The following is a 16,866-nucleotide window of genomic DNA, read 5'->3' as shown; positions in this document are numbered from 1 at the left end:
CGGGTCTTGTAAGCGGCAGGTAAACCGAAAAGGGGGCGCATCGCGCCCCCTTTTCTTCACGGCGCGGCAGGCGCCAGCAACTCCACTTCCGCCAGCTGCATCCGCCCCGGCCCTTCAATCCGCAACCGGTACTCGGCATAACGGCCCGGCTTGGCAATCCGGAACGGGCGGGTCTGCTGCTGCCACTCGAACGTTTCACCGCTGCGCTGGTCCAGCGTGACCCAGCTGCCACCGGCCGTGCGCGCTTCCAGCGTCCACTTGCCGCCCCGGATCGGCGCATTGCCGCTGGTCAGGGTGTACATCGACGGCGTGCCGTCAGACACCCCGGTGAACACCACGCTGCCCTTGCCGCCGAACGGCACCACGGTGCCGGCGTCATCATCGGTCAGCGCCGCCAGCACCTTCCGATCATCCAGCTGCGCACGCGCGCCGCTACCCAGCAGGTCATGCAGAATCGCCGGGCGTTCACCGCGCGCGGTCAACGAGCGCGGCGCATCGTCCGGCCCGGTGCCCCACCTGGACGGCGCCGGACCCATCTCGAAGTCCAGCGTGGCGCCCTTGGCAATAACCTCATGCGGCACCCACGTTTTCGTCCACGGCTGGCCGTTGATCTTCAGCGACTGCACGTAGATGTTGCGGTCCGAATTTTCCGGGGCATTCACGGTCAGCACCGCGCCGCCCTGCAGTTCCACCTTGGCATGCCTGAAGGCCGGCGAGCCGATCGCATATTCCGGCGAGCCCATGCGCAGCGGGTACAGGCCCAGCGAGGCCAGCACATACCACGCCGAGGTTTCGCCGTTGTCCTCATCGCCCGGGTAGCCCTGGCCGATCTCGCTGCCCACGTACAGCCGCGACAGGATCTCGCGCACGTGCTGCTGGGTCTTCCACGGCTGCCCGGCGTACAGGTACATCCACGGAATGTGGTGCGAGGGCTGGTTGCTGTGCGCGTACATGCCCATGCGCACATCGCGCGCTTCGGTCATTTCATGGATGGTGCCGCCGTAGGAACCGGAGAATTTCGGGTCGGCGGTTTCCGGGGTGCTGAAGAACGTATCCAGTTTTTCAGCCAGCTTTTCGCGGCCACCGTACAGGCCGGCCAGGCCTTCGCCATCGTGCGCGGCGGTGAAGGCGAACGTCCAGCCGTTGGATTCGGTGTAATCGTGGCCCCACACGCGCGCATCGTAGTCCTTCGCAGCCACGCGCCAGCTGCCATCGTCCTTGCGGCCCTGGAAGAATCCGGCGGCCGGGTCGAACACGGTGGCGTAGGTGCCGGCGCGGGCGCGGAAATACGCCGCTTCGGTACTGTAGCGCTCGCGTGCGGCCGGGCTGCCGGCGGTTTTCGCCAGCGCGGTGGCCATGTTGGCGATGCCGAAATCGTTGAGCGCGCCTTCCATCGTCCACGACATGCCTTCGTGCACGTCGGCGCTGGCGTAGCCACGGAACGTGGATTTATCCATGCCCTTGCGCCCGACATGGCGGTCCGGCGGCACGACGGTGGCGTTCTTCAAGGCGGCCTGGTAGGCCTCATCCGGATCGAAGCCCTTGATGCCCTTGAGGTAGGCATCGGCGAAGGCCACGTCCGAACTGGTGCCCACCATCAGGTCGGCATAGCCCGGCGAGGACCAGCGCGCCACCCAGCCACCGGCGCGGTACTGCTCCAGGAAGCCCTGCACCAGCTGCCCGGCATCGTCCGGGGTGAACAGCGCATACGCCGGCCAGGTGGTGCGGAAGGTGTCCCAGAAGCCGTTGTTGACGTACACCTTGCCATCGCGGATCGGTGCGAAGCTGCGCACCGCGCTGCCATCGGTGTTGTCGTCGGCGGCGCTGGCCTGGCTGGCGTACCGCCAGTCCGGGGCGGCAGCGGTACCGGCATTCTCAAACCCGGAATTCGGGTACAGGTACAGGCGGTACAGGCTGGAATACAGCGTGGTCTTCTGGTCGTCGCTGGCTTGGCCGATGTCGAAGCGGGCCAGGCGCTGGTCCCAGGCGTCCTGTGCGCGGGCGGCGACGGTAGCGAGCGTGTCGTCAGCAGCCAGTTCCAGCGCCAGGTTGTGGCGGGCCTGCTCGACCGAGATCAGCGAGGTGGCGATGCGCATGGTGACCCGACGGTCGCTGCCCGGGTCGAACTTGACGTAGCCGGTGGGCCGGCCGCTGTTGATGGTGCCGCTGCTGCGCCAGGGCCGGTCGAAGCTCGCCACCACGTACATGCGGGTAGCGCCGTTGGACAGCCCGCTGCGCGTATCGGTGTAGCCCGACAGCGTCTGCGTGGCTGCATCCAGGGTCAGTCCGCCACGCGCGTCGACATTGTCGAACAGCAGGTTGGCATCGCCGTCCTTGGGGAAATCAAACTGGAACAGCGCGGCGTGGTCGGTCGGGGCGATGGCGGCGGCAACGCCGTTGTCGAAGCGCACCGCATAGCGGTACGGGCGCGCGCTTTCGTTGTCGCGCGAGAACGACAAGGCACGCTTGGCGCGGTCCGCTTCCGGCACGCCACGGGTGGCCGACGGCATCACCTGGAAGGTCTGGCGGTCGCCCATCCACGGGCTGGGCTGGTGGCTCAGGGCCAGTGCCTGCAGCTGCGGGCGGTTGGCCGCGTTGTTCTGTTCGTTCCAGCGATACAGCCAGTTCAGCGCGCCGGCATCGGTCACCGGGGTCCAGAAGTTGAACCCGTGTGGCACGGCGGTGGCGGGGAAGTTGTTGCCGCGCGAGAAGGTGCCGTTGGCCTGGGTGCCGCGGGTGGTGAGCACCCAGTCGGACGGACGGGCCGGGGCGGTGCGCGGCTGGCTGTCCAGGCGTACATCGTCGATCCAGCCGGACACCGGCGCGTTGGCGGCGCTGCCCAGATCCAGTTCGATGGCGACCACGCGCCGGCCACGCAGTGCTTCCACATCGCCCAGGCGCACCGACTTGTGCGCCCACTGCTGCGGGTAAAGGGTCTTGGAATCCCCTTGGGCCTTGGCGCCGAGCGCAATCCCGTGCAGGTCGCGCGCGGCGCTGGCCGAGACCCGGCTGCCATCGTCCAGCACCAGGTCCAGCGAAACGTAGGTGGAGGCCACCGTGTCCTCGCCCACGATCTCCGGCAGCACCAGCCAGGACAGCGTGGTGTCGGCGTCGATGGTCACATCGGTGGTGAACAACGTAGTGGTGGCGGTGCCGCCGGCACTGGCGTAGTGCAGGGCACGCAGGCCGCTGTAGCCCACCCCGGGCTTGGCCGCATACGGCGCTTCCGGGCCCTTGCCGATCTTCACCTGCACGCCGCCCTTGCTGGCCTGCGGGGCGGGTTCGCCGGGCTCGAAGGAGGTCTGCAGGCCCTGCGCGAAGACGGGCAGGGCAACCGGCGCGCAGGCCAGGGCGAGGGCCAGCGGAAGCAGGGCGCGGCGGGCAGGGCGGGGGTGCGGCAGGGTCATGCAGGGATCTCCCGGGTGGGACAGGCGGCAGGCGGAGCCCGCATCGGCGACCTCGGCAGACAGCACCGCGCCGGCCGCCTGGAAGGGCAGTCGAAGCGATGCAGGTCCGGCGGGGGACGGGCCATGCGATCGGGTGTTTGATCGGAACGCCCCCGATCCTGCAACACCCGGAGCGGGCTTGGCAAGTGAAATTAGTTCGATCTAAACCCGGAAAAATCGCATATTGGCGTTTTGCCGGTGGCGTCCCGCGCGTAACCGGCCGCGCCGCGCTCGGCGCCCCGGGTGCTAGAATCGAGCCCCTCGCAATTCCTTTCCGTGCCCCGCCATGAGCCATACCGCCACCGCGCCCGCCAATGCCGAAAAGCGTTACACCGTGCACCGCAGCGACCTGCCGCTGAGCTGCCCGACGCCGGAGATGGCGCTGTGGAACTCGCACCCGCGCGTGTACCTGCCGATCGAAGACGAGCCGAACTGCGAAGCCGCGTGCCCGTACTGCGGTTCGGTCTTCGTGCTGGCCGACTGAGCAGGCGGAACCGAACGTGCGCCGACTGACCGTGGTGCAGCTGCTGCCGGCGCTGCACTCCGGCGGGGTTGAGCGCTCGACGCTGGAAATTGCCTCCGCGCTGGTCGCGGCCGGGCACCGCGCCATCGTGGTCTCCGCCGGTGGGCGGCTGGTCGAGCCGCTGCTGGCCAGTGGCGCCGAACACCTCACTCTGGATATCGGCCGCAAATCGCTGTGGACGCTGCGCCACGTGCGCACGCTGCGCAACCTGCTGGCCGAAACCGGCGCGGACATCGTGCACGCGCGCTCGCGGCTGCCGGCCTGGCTGGGCTACTACGCCGTGCGCAACCTGCCGGCGGCCACCCGCCCGCACTGGGTGACCACCGTGCATGGCTTGAATTCGCCCAGCCGCTACAGCGCGGTGATGACCAGCGGCGAACGGGTCATCTGCGTGTCCAACTGCGTGCGCGAATTCGTGCTCCAGCACTACCCGAGCGTGCCTCCGGAGCGCCTGCAGGTGATTCCGCGTGGCGTGGATACCGCGCAGTTCCCGCGCGTGGGCCGCCAGGACCGGCGCCCGCGCCTGGCGGTGGCCGCGCAGCATCCAACGCTGGCCGGCGATGCGCCGCTGCTGTTGTTGCCGGGCCGTGGCACCCGCCTCAAGGGGCATCACCATGCGCTGGGGCTGCTGGCCGGGCTGCATGCGGCCGGGGTGCGGGCGCTGCTGTGGATGCCGGGCACCCGCGAGCCGGGGCGTGAGCGCTACGTGGCCGAGCTGGAGGCGCAGGCGCGCAGCCTGGGCATCGCCGATGCGGTGCTGATGACCGCGCCGACCTCGCGCATCGCCGAGGCCTACGCCGCCAGCGATCTGGTGCTGCAGCTGTCCGACAAGCCCGAGGCCTTTGGCCGCACCGTGGTCGAAGCGTTGTCGGTGGGCCGACCTGTACTGGGCTGGAACCAGGGCGGGGTGGGCGAGCTGCTGCAACACCTGCAGCCATCCGGCGCGGTACCCTTGGGCGACGCCGGGGCATTGCAGGCGCGTGCGCTGCAGTTGCTGGCGCAGCCGCCGTCGCTGCCCTCGCGTATTCCGTTCACCCTGCAGGCGATGCAACGTGACACGCTCCAGCTCTATACCTCCCTCGCTGGCTGAGCCGGTCAAGGCGCCCGGTTCGCCGGGCTTCCGCGCGGGCCGCTGGGCGCCGTGGTGGGTCATTGCATTCGTGGCACTGCTGCCGCTGCCCGGGATTGCCGAAACCGTACTGGGCCTCGGCGCGATCTACGCCGCCGCGCGCATGGTCCAGCTGCGTCTGCAGGGCAAGCAACGCATGCTCAGCAGCCCGGCCTGGGCACTGACCAGCATCCTGTTCCTGGGCTACTGGCTGCCGCAGGCGTTCTCCGCCTTCGATGCGATCGATCCGGGCGCGGCGTGGCGCAAGACCGCTGCCGGCCTGCGCTATCTGCCCTTCATGTGGCTGGTGGCGATCGCGGTGGCCACGCCGGAGCGACGCGCACTGACCCTCAAAGGCATTGCGCTGATTACCGGTGTCTGGACGCTGGACGGACTGGCGCAGGCCGTGCTCGGTACCAGCCCGCTGTTCTGGTCGATGGACCAGTTGAAGTGGGCGATCAGCGGGCATGGCTTGTGTCCACCGGCGGAGATGGCTGCAGCCGATCGCCTGAGCGGCGTGCTGGGGCCGTGCAATCTCAAATTCGGCCAGGTGCTGGCGAGCCTGTCACCGTTCCTGCTGTTTGCCGCCGCCGCGCGCTTCGGCCGTTGGGGCTGGATGCTGGTGGCGGCTGCCGTGGGCGTGGTACTGGTGCTGGCCGGTTCGCGCGCGGCGTGGCTGACCTATGCGCTGGTGCTGGTGTTTTCCGGCTGGCGCCTGCTCGGCGCGCGCGGCCTGCTCGCGTGCCTGGCGGTGGGCCTGGTGGCGGCGGTGGCACTGGCCGCCGGCTCGCACCAGGTGCGCGATCGGTTGGAGCGTACCGCGATGGCGTGGGAAGGCGAGAGCGATGGCGTGAACCAGGCGTTGTCCGGGCGCGCGCAGATCTGGGCCGCGGCGGGCTGCATGATCGAGCAGCATCCGATCAACGGCGTAGGCGCACGGGGTTTCCGCGATGCCTACCCCGACTGCAATCCGCGCCCTGAAGAACAGGAAGTGTGGGGCGCCGGCCCGGCGTTGCACGCACATCAGATCCTGCTGGAGATCCTGGCCGAAACCGGCGTGCTCGGGTTGTTGCTATGGCTGGCCGCTGCGGCACAGGCGTGGCGCGCGTGGCGCTTCGCACCGCTACCGGCACGCGAGCGCGCCCGCCCGGCGATGCTCGCCCTGGCGTTCACCGTGTTCCCCATCAACACCCACCTGGCGTTCTATTCCACCTTCTGGGGCGGCCTGACGCTACTGCTCGCCGCCCTCTACGCAGGCAGCCTGCTGGCCAGCGACGAACCGTAGAGCCACGCCCTGCGTGGCTTCGCCATGTGTGGAATTGCCTCAACCCGCCGTAGAGCCACGCCCTGCGTGGCTGCCCTTGGTCGGAAACCGCGCCAGCCACGCAGGGCGTGGCTCTACGTCGCGGCAGGACGTGCACCTATGCGTCAATGTGTCTTTCAGCGATACGGCCCCGCTCGAGGCACCTCCATCGTGGAGGCATGTCCAGTCCACGACTCCGTCTCGGCCGCGTGTCGCAACCCGGCTATGTGTATGTCCTCACCACCGTCGTAGAGGGTCGACGCCGGCTGTTTGAAGACCCTGGCAACGCAGAGCTGGTGATCGACGCGCTACGCCATGTTGAACGCTGTGGGCGCAGTCGTTCCATGGCGTGGGTAGTGATGCCTGATCATGTGCATTGGCTGATGGAGCTGCGGCGCGGCACGCTCGCCACCTGCATGAATGTGTTCAAGTCGTACAGCAGCCGGAAACTCGGTGTTGGCAAGATCTGGCAACTGGGCTACTACGACCACGCCGTGCGTACAGACGAATCGTTGGAACATGCAGCGCGTTACATCATCGCCAACCCGCTGCGAGCCGGCCTCGCTGAAAACATGGGGGAATACCCCTACGCATGGTGCCGCTGGGACCTGTAGAGCCACGCCCTGCGTGGCTGCGCGCGGTGCCCGACGAAGAGCAGCCACGCAGGGCGTGGCTCTACTTGTAATAGTCGCTGCGGCCGCCCGGCTGGCGCTTGAAGCGGCGGTGGATCCACAGGTACTGGTCCGGGGCCTCGCGCACCATCGCTTCGATGGCCTGGTTGACCCGTGCGGTATCGGCTTCCACATCTTCGCTGGGGAAGTTCTCCAGCGGCGCGCCGATCTTCAGGAAGTACTTCCCGCCTTCGCGGCGGTGGAAGTACGGAATCACCGCGCAACCGGTCATCCGCGCCAGCTGGTGGGTGGCGGTAATGGTCGAGGCGGTGTGCCCGAAGAACGGCACGAACACGGTGTCCTTGCCGCGCATGTCCTGGTCCGGCGCGTACCAGAGGAAGCCGCCCTTCTTCAGGTGACGCACGGTGGCGCGGATATCCTCGTTGGCATACATCGCCTTGGCATACCGCAGCCGGCCGAACTTCACCGCCCACTCGTACACCGGGTTGCGGTGCTTGCGGTACATGCCCGACAGGTCGACGTGGTCGCACAGCAGCCGCCCGCACATCTCCAGGGTCATGAAATGGCCCGATACCAGCAGCACGCCGCGGCCTTCGGCCTGCATGCGGTGCAGGTGCTCCAGGCCTTCCACCTGCACCTTCGGGCGGATGCTGTCGATGCTGCCCCACCAGGCCCGGGCGAATTCGAAAATGCCCACGCCCAACGCGTCGAAGCTGTCACGCAGCAGGCGCTGGCGCCAGGCGTCGTCCTTCTCGGGGAAGCACAGCTTGAGGTTGACCTCGGCCGCGCGCCGGCGGCTGCTGGCCACATGGTAGGCCACCGTGCCCACGCCCCGGCCGAGCGCGCGCTGCAGGCCCCAGGGCAGCCGGGCGATGACGAAGGCGGCCAGGATGAAGGCGAAGGTCGGCCAGTGGCGGGGATTGCGCAGGGACGGCCGGGTAGCGGTGGAAGCGTTATCTGACATGCCCCGATTCTAAGTCATGCGTCCCCGCAGGTGCGTCAGCGCGGGGATCGGCCCGCTCCTGCATGTTTTTCCCGGTGCCGCTCCCGTATCCTCTGCGCATGCGTAAAAGTCCCGTCGAATGGATCCTGCGCGGCCTGTATTCGGTCGTGCTGTACCTGTTGTTGCCGATCACCGTGTACCACCTGGTCTGGCGCGGATTCCGGGTGCGCGAGTACTTCCAGCGCTGGGACGAGCGCTACGCTTCCTACCCCGATTCCACCGCGCAGCCGCGGGTCTGGCTGCATGCGGTATCGGTGGGCGAGGTGAACGCGGCCGCGCCGCTGGTCAATGCGCTGCGCCAGCTGCGCCCGGACATCCGCTGGGTGATCACCACCATCACCCCGACCGGGTCGGAAAGGGTGCGCTCGCTGTGGGGCGATGCGGTGGACCACGTGTACCTGCCCTACGACGTGCCGGGCAGCGTGGGCCGTTTCCTGGGCCACTTCAAACCCAGCCTGGCGCTGATCCTGGAAACCGAACTGTGGCCGAACCTGCTGTTCGGCTGCCGCGACCGTGGCATTCCGGTGTACATCCTCAATGCCCGGCTGTCGGCGCGCTCGCTGCGCGGCTACCGCCTGCTGCGCCCGCTGATCGGGCGCACGCTGCGCACCGTCACCTGCGTGGCCGCGCAGTCGGCCGACGACGCCGAGCGCTTCATCGAACTGGGCGCGCTGCCCGAACAGGTCAAGCCGCTGGGCAACCTGAAGTTCGACATCGCCACGCCGAACGTGCGCGAGTTCACTGCCAGCTTCCATGCCGCCGTGCCCGGCACGCGCCCGGTATGGATTGCGGCCAGCACGCACGAGGGCGAGGAGCAGGCCACCATCGACCTGCACCGTCGCCTGCGTGCTGAAATACCCGGCCTGCTGCTGCTGTGGGCGCCGCGCCATCCCGAGCGCTTCCCGCGCGTGGAAGCGCTGGCGCGCGAGCAGGGCTGGAAGGTCAGCACGCGCCGCCAGCAGCACTGGCCGCAGGCCGACAGCGACGTGTTCGTGATCGATACGCTGGGCGAACTGATGGCGTTCTATGGCTGCGCGCAGGTGGCGTTCGTCGGTGGCAGCCTTCAGCCGATCGGCGGGCACAACCTGCTCGAGCCGGCGGCGATGGGCACCGCCACGGTGACCGGCCCGCACCTGCACAACTTCGCCGAGATATCCCGGCGCATGCGCGAAGCGGGCGCTGTGTTGATTGCCGATGACGTGGCCGGGGTGGGCGATGCACTGCTTACCCTGCTGCGCGATCCGGAAGCACGGGAAGACATGGCCAGTGCAGGTTGCGCACTTGTCAGCAACGGACGTGGCGCGCTCAAACGCACGGTCGAATTGATCGCCCCGCAGCTCCCGCCGCCGCTGGACCCATGAAAAAAGCCACCCTTGCGGGTGGCTTTCTCGTTTCGGGTGACGCCTGGGTTACTGGCTGTTGACCGTGGTGCTGGGCGTCGCGGCCTGCTGGGTGAGCAGGCGGTTGATGTCCTGCAGTTCGGCGATGTCCAAGGTGCCGATCGCCTGGCCCAGCTGCAGGCGGTTCTGCAGGAAGGTGTAGCGGGCATTGGCGTATTCGAGCTGGGCCGAGAACAGGATGCGCTGGTTCTGGATCACGTCCAGCACGGTGCGGGTACCCACTTCCAGGCCGACCTGCGACGCGTCGTAGGCGCTCTGTGCCGAGACCACCGCCAGGCGGCGCGCTTCCACTTCGCTGATGCCGGCCACCAGGGTCTGGTAGGCGTTGCGGGTGTTGCGGTCCAGGGCGCGCTTCTGCTGCTCGTAGCCATCCTGGGCAATGTCACGCTGGGCCAGCGCCTGGCGCACGCCGGACTGGGTGGCGCCGCCGGAGAAGATCGGCACGCTCAGGGTCAGGCCGACGCTGTTGCTGCGGGCATCCGGGCTGAAGTTCGACCCGCTGCCGACCACGTCGCCCCAGCTGGCCTGGCGACCGACGCTGGCGCCGAGCGAGAGGGTGGGGAGGTGGCCCGCACGCGCCGCCGACACGCTGGCTTCTGCCGCGCTCACCTGCAGTTCCTGCGCCTTCAGCGCCGGGTTCTGGGCGACCGCCTCGTTGACCAGCTGGTCAACGGTGGCGTACTTGGCCGGCAGTTCCGGGCGGAAGTCGGCCGGCAGTGCACGCAGGTCGGTAACCGGCTGGCCGGTCAGTTCGGTCAGCGCCTGGTAGGCGTCGGCCAGGGTGTTCTGCGCGATGATCGTGTTGGCACGGGCCTGGTCGTACTGGGCGCGGGCTTCATGCACGTCGGTGATGGGGGCCAGGCCCACTTCCAGCCGCTTGTCGGCGAAGTCGAACTGCTTCTTTGCCGCCGCTTCGTTGGTCTGCGCCGCCGACAGCGATTCAATGCCCACCAGCACGTTGAAGTACGCCGCCGAGGTGCGCACGATCAGGTCGTCGTTGGCCGAATCCAGGTTGAAGTCGGCCGCCTTGCTGAGCTCGCGCTGCGCACGCAGGTTGGCGAACTGGGTGAAGTTGACCAGCGTCTGCGAACCACTGATACCGTAATTGCGGTTCTTGGTGGTGTACGAGGTCGAACTCACATCGTGGTTCGGGTTGGTGCGGTTGCGGGTGAGCGAGGCTTCGCCATTGATCTGCGGCAGCAGCGCGGCACGGGCCTGCACGGCGCCTTCCTTGTCGAACAGACGGGTCGATTCAGCCGCAGACAGCTGCGGATCGCCGTTGCGCGCCATTTCGTAGACCTGCAGCAGGTCGGCGGCAGAGGCGGTCATGGGCAGCAGGGCGGCGGCCAGCGCAATAGCGAGGGATCGGCGGATCATTGCGGCTTCCTTGGACTCAGAGGTGGAACTGGGGTGCCGGCGCGGCACCGCGCAGGTAATCGATATCGGTTTCAAACAGCGAATCGCTGATGCTGCCATCGGTCTTGACCAGCACCGCTTCCATTGCCGGCGAATGGCCACGGATCACGAACAGGCGGCCACCGGAACGCAGCCACTGGGTGAAGCGGGCGGGGATGGTCTCCACCGCGCCGGTGACGCAGATGGCATCGAAGCGGCGCTCGGTGTCCCAGGTCAACGCGTCGGCGGTTTCAATGCGGACATTGGTGCCCAGGCCGGTTGCATCCAGGCGCGCACGCGCGGCCACGGCCAGTTCCGGGTCGATTTCCAGGCTCAGCACTTCGCGCGCCAGGGCGCCCATGCAGGCGCTGAGGTAGCCGCTGCCGGTGCCGATTTCCAGCACTTCATCGCCCGGCTGCAGGTTCAGCGCCTGCAGGGTGCGGCCTTCGATGACCGGCTTCATCATCTTCTGGCCGTTACCGAGCGGCAGCTCGACATCGGTATAGGCGAGGGTACGGTTCGCATCGGCGACGAACGCCTCGCGCGGCAAACGTGCCAGTACGTCGAGCACACGGATGTCCAGCACGTCCCAGGGACGGATCTGCTGTTCAACCATCAGTTCGCGGGCGTGGGCGTAATCGATCGTCATGAGGTTCTTAATCCAGCGCAGTGGGCCGGCCATTTTACCGGTGCCGGGAGCCGGCGGCGCGCTGAGAGCATCGCTGCCGTCGCGCCGGGGTCGCAGTGCCGGAAGTCACCGCGACCTCCGGTCCATTCATGTTGTCATCACCGCCCGGGGCGGGTGGCGTAAGCCCTCAGGAAGAAGGTCACGCTGGCCTCGACATGGGCGTCGGCGTCGCACTCGGCCGGGGCCGTTCGCAGCCCGCACATCATATGCGTATGCAGCTCACCTTTGATGAGGGTGAAGAACTGCAGGGCGGCGGTCTGGAAGTCGGTGATCTCCAGTTCGCCACGCTCGGTGCGGGCCCGCAGGAACTCGGCCAGGGCATCGCTGGTGCGCTGCGGGCCGGCCACCCAGAACATCTCGCGGATACGGTCGTCGGTATCGGGGGCCATCATCACCCGCTGCACGGCCACGGCCGCCGGCGAGGTGATCATGGTGAAGAAGGCCCGGCCGATGCCCAGCAGCTGCTCGCGCAGCGCGCCATCGGCGTCGGTGACGAACAGCGCGTCCGGCAGCATCTCGACGCAGGTCGACTTCACAGCTTCGGTGAAAAGCGTCTCTTTGTCGCCGAAATGGCTGTAAACGGTCAGCTTGGACACGCCGGCCTGGGCCGCGATGCTGTCCATGCTGACGCCGCCATACCCCTGGTCCACGAACAATGCCTTGGCCGCATCAAGGATGGCCGCGCGCTTGCCCAGATCCTTGGGACGGCCGGGCCCGGCTGCCTTGGCGGCAGGCTTGGACGGCACGGCGGAAGTGGTCGGATCGGTCATGCAAACAATACTAGACCAATCGGTTCGATATTTATACTATACCGACTGGTTCACTATTAGCCGTCATGGAATAGAGTGTTGCTTCCAGACGGTTTCCCCCGGCAATTCAAGGTCCAGGACCTCATGAACAACTTGCGATGGATGGGCGGTAGCCTGCTGGCGTTGATGCTGGCGGCGTGTGGCAAACAGGACGCCGAGCCGGCCGCGCCGATCCCGGTGCTGGTGGTGCAGCCGGGCACGGTGAGCGGCCAGGAAGTGGCGGCCTACCCGGGCGAGGTGCATGCACTGCAGGAAAGCCCGCTGTCGTTCCGGGTCGGGGGCAACCTGGTCAAGCGGCATGTCGATGCCGGCCAGCGCGTGCGCAAGGGCGACCTGCTGGCCGAACTGGATGCCGCCGATTTCGCCTCGCAGGCAAGCGCCTCGCAGGCGCAGCTGGCCGCGGCCGAAGCCGACCTGGTGCGCGCCCGCGATGACCAGAAGCGCTACGCCACGCTGGCCGAGCAGCAGCTGGTCAGCCAGTCCACCCTGGATGCACAGACCGCCGCGTTCAAGGCCGCGCAGGGGCAGGCCAATGCCGCCCGCGCCAACCTGGCGGTGGCCCGCAACCAGACCGGTTACGCGCAGCTGCGCGCGCCGGCCGATGGCGTGATCGCCAGCCGCCAGGCCGAAGCCGGGCAGGTAGTCGGCGCCGGGCAGACGGTGTTCACCCTGGCCGCCGATGGCGGCCGCGAGGTACTGATCGCCCTGCCGGAAAGCAACATCCGTGATTACCAGGTTGGCCAGGACGTGCAGGTGGAGTTGTGGAACAAGCCGGGCCAGATGCTGCCGGGCACGATCCGCGAGATCGCCCCGGCTGCCGATGCACAGGCGCGTACCTACGCCACCCGGGTCAGTCTGGCGCCGGAGGCGGCCGCTGAAGTGGAACTGGGCCAGAGCGCGCGCGTGTTCGCCACCGCCGGCCGCACCGGCACATTGCAGCTGCCGCTGGGCGCGGTGCTGCGCGGCGCCGATGGCAAGGCCAGCGTGTGGGTGGTGAACCCGTCCAATGGCGCGATCAAGGCCACGCCGGTGACCGTGGGTGCCTATGGGCCCGACGCGGTGCCGGTGCTGTCCGGCGTGGCCGCACAGGATTGGGTGGTGGCCGCCGGCGGGCACCTGCTGCGCGAAGGCCAGGCGGTCACCCCGGTGGACCGGCAGAACCGCCCGGTGCTGAAGCCGGCCGCCGCGCCTGCTGCCACGGCCAAGGGGCACTGAGCCCGTGCGCCGGTTCAATCTTTCCGAATGGGCGCTGGGCAACCGCGCGCTGGTGCTGTTTGCCATGCTCGCCTTCGCCATCATCGGCGCCTGGTCGTACAAACACCTGGGCCAGTCCGAGGATCCGCCGTTCACCTTCAAGGTGATGGTGGTGCGCACGATGTGGCCGGGCGCCACCGCCGAGCAGGTCTCGCGGCAGGTGACCGAGCCGATCGAAAAGGCGCTGCTCAATACCGGGCAGTACGAATTCATCCGCTCGTACTCGCGCCCGGGCGAATCGCAGGTGATCTTCGCGGCCAAGGACAGCCTGCGTTCCAAGGCGATCCCGGAACTGTGGTACCAGGTGCGCAAGCGCGTGGGCGACATCAAGCCGACCCTGCCGCGCGAAATCGTCGGCCCGTTCTTCAACGACGAGTTCGGCGATACCTTCGGCAACATCTACGCACTGACCGGTCAGGGCTTCGACTACGCGGTGATGCGCGACTATGCCGACCGCATCCAGCTGGAACTGCAGCGGGTGCCGGACGTGGGCAAGATCGAGCTGGAGGGCCTGCAGGACGAGAAGGTCTGGATCGAACTGTCCAACACCAAGCTGGCCACGCTGGGCGTGTCGCTGCAGCAGGTGCAGCAGGCGCTGGCCGACCAGAATGCGATTGCCGCCACCAGCTTCTTTGAAACCCCTACCGACCGCGTGCAGCTGCGCGTCACCGGGCAGTTCCAGAGCGTGGACGACATCCGCCGCTTCCCGATCCAGGCCGGCGACCGCACCGTGCACCTGGGCGACATCGCCGAGGTCAAGCGCGGCTTTGCCGACCCGGCCTCGCCGAAGATGCGCTTCATGGGCGAAGACGCCATCGGCATCGCGGTGGCGATGAAGGACGGCGGCGACATCCTCAAGCTGGGCACCACCCTGGATGCCGAGTTCGAGCGCCTGCAGAAGACGCTGCCCGCCGGCATGCAGCTGCGCAAGGTCTCCGACCAGCCGCATGCAGTGGAAGAATCGGTGGGCGAGTTCGTGCAGGTGCTCACCGAAGCGGTGGTGATCGTGCTGCTGGTGAGCTTCTTCTCGCTGGGCCTGCGCACCGGCCTGGTGGTGGGCGTGACCATTCCGCTGGTGCTGGCGATGACGTTCTTCGTCATGCACTACTTCGACATCGGCCTGCACAAGATCTCGCTGGGCGCGCTGGTGCTGGCGCTGGGCCTGCTGGTGGACGATGCGATCATCGCGGTGGAGATGATGGCCACCAAGATGGAGCAGGGTTACGACCGCCTGCGCGCGGCCAGCTTCGCGTGGGAGAGCACCGCGTTCCCGATGCTGACCGGTACGCTGATCACCGCCGCCGGCTTCCTGCCGATTGCGACTGCTGCGTCCAGCACCGGTGAATACACCCGTTCGCTGTTCCAGGTGGTGACCATCGCGCTGGTGGTGTCGTGGATCGCGGCGGTGCTGTTCATTCCGTACCTGGGCGACAAGATGCTGCCGGACCTGTTCAATCCGCAGCCGCCCAAGCCGGGCAGCGCCGCCGCGCGCTGGCAGGCCCGCCGCGCGGCATGGGGCGACCGCTACCCCGCGTTGGCACGCTGGATCGTGCCCAAGCAGCACGCACACGACCACGACCCGTACCAGCGTCCGTTCTATACCCGCTTCCGGCGCTTCCTGGATACCTGCCTGCGGCATCGCTGGTGGGTGATCGGGGCCACCGCGGCGCTGTTCGTGTTCTCCCTGCTGATCTTCCGCTTCGTGCCGCAGCAGTTCTTCCCGGACTCGACCCGGCCGGAACTGATGGTGGACATCGAGCTGGCGGAAGGCGCCTCGCTGGAGGCGACCAAGGCGCAGGCGGCAAAGCTGGAAAAGCTGCTGCACGGCCGTGAGGGCATCAGCAACTACGTGGCCTATGTGGGGACCGGTTCGCCGCGTTTCTACCTGCCGCTGGACCAGCAGCTGCCCGCGACCAATTTCTCGCAGTTCGTGGTGCTGACCGAAAACGCCGACGCGCGCGAGGCCACGCGCGACTGGCTGATCAAGGAGGTCATCCCGCAGTTCACCGACGTGCAGATGCGCGTGACCCGCCTGGAAAACGGACCGCCGGTGGGCTACCCGGTGCAGATGCGCATTTCCGGCGAGCACATCGACCAGGTGCAGGCGATCGCGCGGCAGGTGCAGGCCAAGGTGCGCGAGAACCCGCACGTGATCAACGTCAACCTGGACTGGAGCGAGCCGAGCAAGGTGGTGCGGCTGGTGATCGACCAGGATCGTGCGCGCGCGCTGGGCGTGAGCAGCGCGCAGGTGAGCCAGTTGCTGGGCACCTCGCTGTCGGGCATGAGCGTGAGCACGTACCGCGAAGGCAACCGCCTGATCGAGATGCTGCTGCGCGGGCCGGAGAACGAGCGGGTACGGCTGGACATGCTGGGCAGCCTGGCGATTCCGACCGCCAGTGGCACCTCGGTGACGCTGTCGCAGGTCGCGCGGCTGGAGTATGTGTTCGAAGACGGCATCATCTGGCACCGCAACCGGCTGCCGACGGTGACGGTGCGTGCCGATGTCGGCGACGCCACGCAGCCGCTGGACGTGGTGCAGCAGATCCTGCCGACGCTGGACGGCATCCGTGCCGAGCTGCCGTCGGGGTACCTGCTGGAGACCGGCGGTACGGTGGAAGATTCGGCGCGCGGACAGGATTCGATCAAGGCCGGCATGCCGCTGTTCCTGATCGTGGTGGCCACGCTGCTGATGCTGCAGCTGCGCAGCTTCTCGCGTGCGGCGATGGTGCTGGTGACCGCACCGCTGGGCATCATCGGGGCGACGTTGTTCCTGCTGCTGTTCCGCGCCCCGTTCGGGTTCGTGGCGTTGCTGGGCACGATCGCGCTGGCGGGCATGATCATGCGCAACTCGGTGATCCTGATCGACCAGATCCAGCAGGACATCGATGCCGGGCATGACCGCTGGCATGCGATCATCGACGCAACCGTGCGCCGCTTCCGCCCGATCGTGCTGACTGCGCTTGCCGCGGTGCTGGCGATGATTCCGCTGTCGCGCAGTGCGTTTTACGGCTCGATGGCGATCTCGATCATGGGCGGGTTGATTGTCGGCACCGTGCTGACGTTGGTGTTCCTGCCGGCGTTGTATGCGGCGTGGTTCCGGGTGAAGCCGGACGAGGCCCGGTAGGGTCTCGTCCGGCGCTGCCATGCCCAGGGGGCATGGCAGCCTTGTGTATCCCGAACGGGATGCACAAGGGGTAGAGCGGACTGTCAGTCCGCTGCCGTTCGCGCGGTGTGTGGGTCTGCGCCGAGAGCAGCGGACTAACAGTCCGCTCTACCGGTCCGCTGCTGTTCGCGCGGTGTGTGGG

12 protein-coding genes are annotated in these 16,866 nt (G+C 67.8%); 7 read left to right on the top strand and 5 right to left on the bottom strand.

The window, feature by feature from the left end:
- Window positions 1-56: 56 nt before the first annotated feature.
- The gene (locus ACQG3P_RS03830; RefSeq protein ID WP_426804255.1) at window positions 57-3,407 is read right to left on the bottom strand and encodes a GH92 family glycosyl hydrolase; all 3,351 of its coding nucleotides are present in this window, start codon (window positions 3,405-3,407) and stop codon (window positions 57-59) included.
- 325 nt (window positions 3,408-3,732) lie between these two features.
- On the opposite strand from ACQG3P_RS03830, the gene ACQG3P_RS03825 reads away from it, so the two are divergent.
- The 4 genes from ACQG3P_RS03825 to ACQG3P_RS03810 all read left to right on the top strand — a co-directional run bounded on the left by ACQG3P_RS03825 (window position 3,733) and on the right by ACQG3P_RS03810 (window position 6,994).
- Entirely contained in the window at window positions 3,733-3,930 is a 198-nt protein-coding gene (locus tag ACQG3P_RS03825; protein WP_068853951.1) for a zinc-finger domain-containing protein, read from the top strand.
- Window positions 3,931-3,946: 16 nt separating this feature from the next.
- A complete protein-coding gene (locus ACQG3P_RS03820) occupies window positions 3,947-5,059 on the top strand; it encodes a glycosyltransferase (protein WP_426804254.1) in 1,113 nt (370 codons plus the stop codon).
- Window positions 5,040-6,362, top strand: a complete 1,323-nt coding sequence (locus tag ACQG3P_RS03815) for an O-antigen ligase family protein (RefSeq protein ID WP_426804351.1) — start codon at window positions 5,040-5,042, stop codon at window positions 6,360-6,362. The genes ACQG3P_RS03820 and ACQG3P_RS03815 overlap by 20 nt, the downstream gene beginning before the upstream one ends.
- 197 nt (window positions 6,363-6,559) lie before the next feature.
- Complete coding sequence (locus ACQG3P_RS03810) at window positions 6,560-6,994, top strand: REP-associated tyrosine transposase (protein ID WP_426804253.1); 435 nt, start codon at window positions 6,560-6,562, stop codon at window positions 6,992-6,994.
- A gap of 61 nt (window positions 6,995-7,055) precedes the next feature.
- On the opposite strand, the gene ACQG3P_RS03805 is transcribed toward ACQG3P_RS03810, so the two are convergent.
- Window positions 7,056-7,976 carry an LpxL/LpxP family Kdo(2)-lipid IV(A) lauroyl/palmitoleoyl acyltransferase gene (locus ACQG3P_RS03805; protein WP_426804252.1) on the bottom strand — a complete coding sequence of 307 codons (921 nt, stop codon included), beginning with the start codon at window positions 7,974-7,976 and terminating at the stop codon, window positions 7,056-7,058.
- A gap of 98 nt (window positions 7,977-8,074) precedes the next feature.
- On the opposite strand from ACQG3P_RS03805, the gene waaA reads away from it, so the two are divergent.
- Window positions 8,075-9,376, top strand: coding sequence for a lipid IV(A) 3-deoxy-D-manno-octulosonic acid transferase (gene waaA, locus ACQG3P_RS03800; protein WP_068853948.1), 1,302 nt, complete (start codon window positions 8,075-8,077; stop codon window positions 9,374-9,376).
- A gap of 48 nt (window positions 9,377-9,424) precedes the next feature.
- Here waaA and ACQG3P_RS03795 read toward each other — a convergent pair whose 3' ends face one another.
- The 3 genes from ACQG3P_RS03795 to ACQG3P_RS03785 form a co-directional block, all read right to left on the bottom strand.
- Window positions 9,425-10,792, bottom strand: coding sequence for a TolC family outer membrane protein (locus ACQG3P_RS03795; RefSeq protein WP_217538622.1), 1,368 nt, complete (start codon window positions 10,790-10,792; stop codon window positions 9,425-9,427).
- Window positions 10,793-10,808: 16 nt separating this feature from the next.
- Window positions 10,809-11,459: a protein-L-isoaspartate O-methyltransferase family protein gene (locus ACQG3P_RS03790; RefSeq protein WP_426804251.1), complete on the bottom strand. Its 651-nt coding sequence runs from the start codon at window positions 11,457-11,459 to the stop codon at window positions 10,809-10,811.
- Window positions 11,460-11,596: 137 nt separating this feature from the next.
- Window positions 11,597-12,268: a TetR/AcrR family transcriptional regulator gene (locus tag ACQG3P_RS03785; protein ID WP_068853945.1), complete on the bottom strand. Its 672-nt coding sequence runs from the start codon at window positions 12,266-12,268 to the stop codon at window positions 11,597-11,599.
- Between the two features lie 123 nt (window positions 12,269-12,391).
- On the opposite strand from ACQG3P_RS03785, the gene ACQG3P_RS03780 reads away from it, so the two are divergent.
- Together ACQG3P_RS03780 and ACQG3P_RS03775 are read left to right on the top strand one after the other, a co-directional pair.
- Entirely contained in the window at window positions 12,392-13,522 is a 1,131-nt protein-coding gene (locus ACQG3P_RS03780) for an efflux RND transporter periplasmic adaptor subunit (RefSeq protein WP_217538624.1), read from the top strand.
- A 4-nt stretch (window positions 13,523-13,526) separates the two neighbouring features.
- A complete protein-coding gene (locus tag ACQG3P_RS03775; RefSeq protein ID WP_426804250.1) occupies window positions 13,527-16,685 on the top strand; it encodes an efflux RND transporter permease subunit in 3,159 nt (1,052 codons plus the stop codon).
- The last annotated feature ends 181 nt before the right edge of the window (window positions 16,686-16,866 follow it).

This window comes from Stenotrophomonas sp. SrG (assembly GCF_050031795.1).
In the GTDB taxonomy this organism is placed as follows: domain Bacteria; phylum Pseudomonadota; class Gammaproteobacteria; order Xanthomonadales; family Xanthomonadaceae; genus Stenotrophomonas; species Stenotrophomonas rhizophila_A.
The sequence above is the reverse complement of the archived record's forward strand: the minus strand, read 5'-3'. Positions and strand labels throughout refer to the sequence as shown.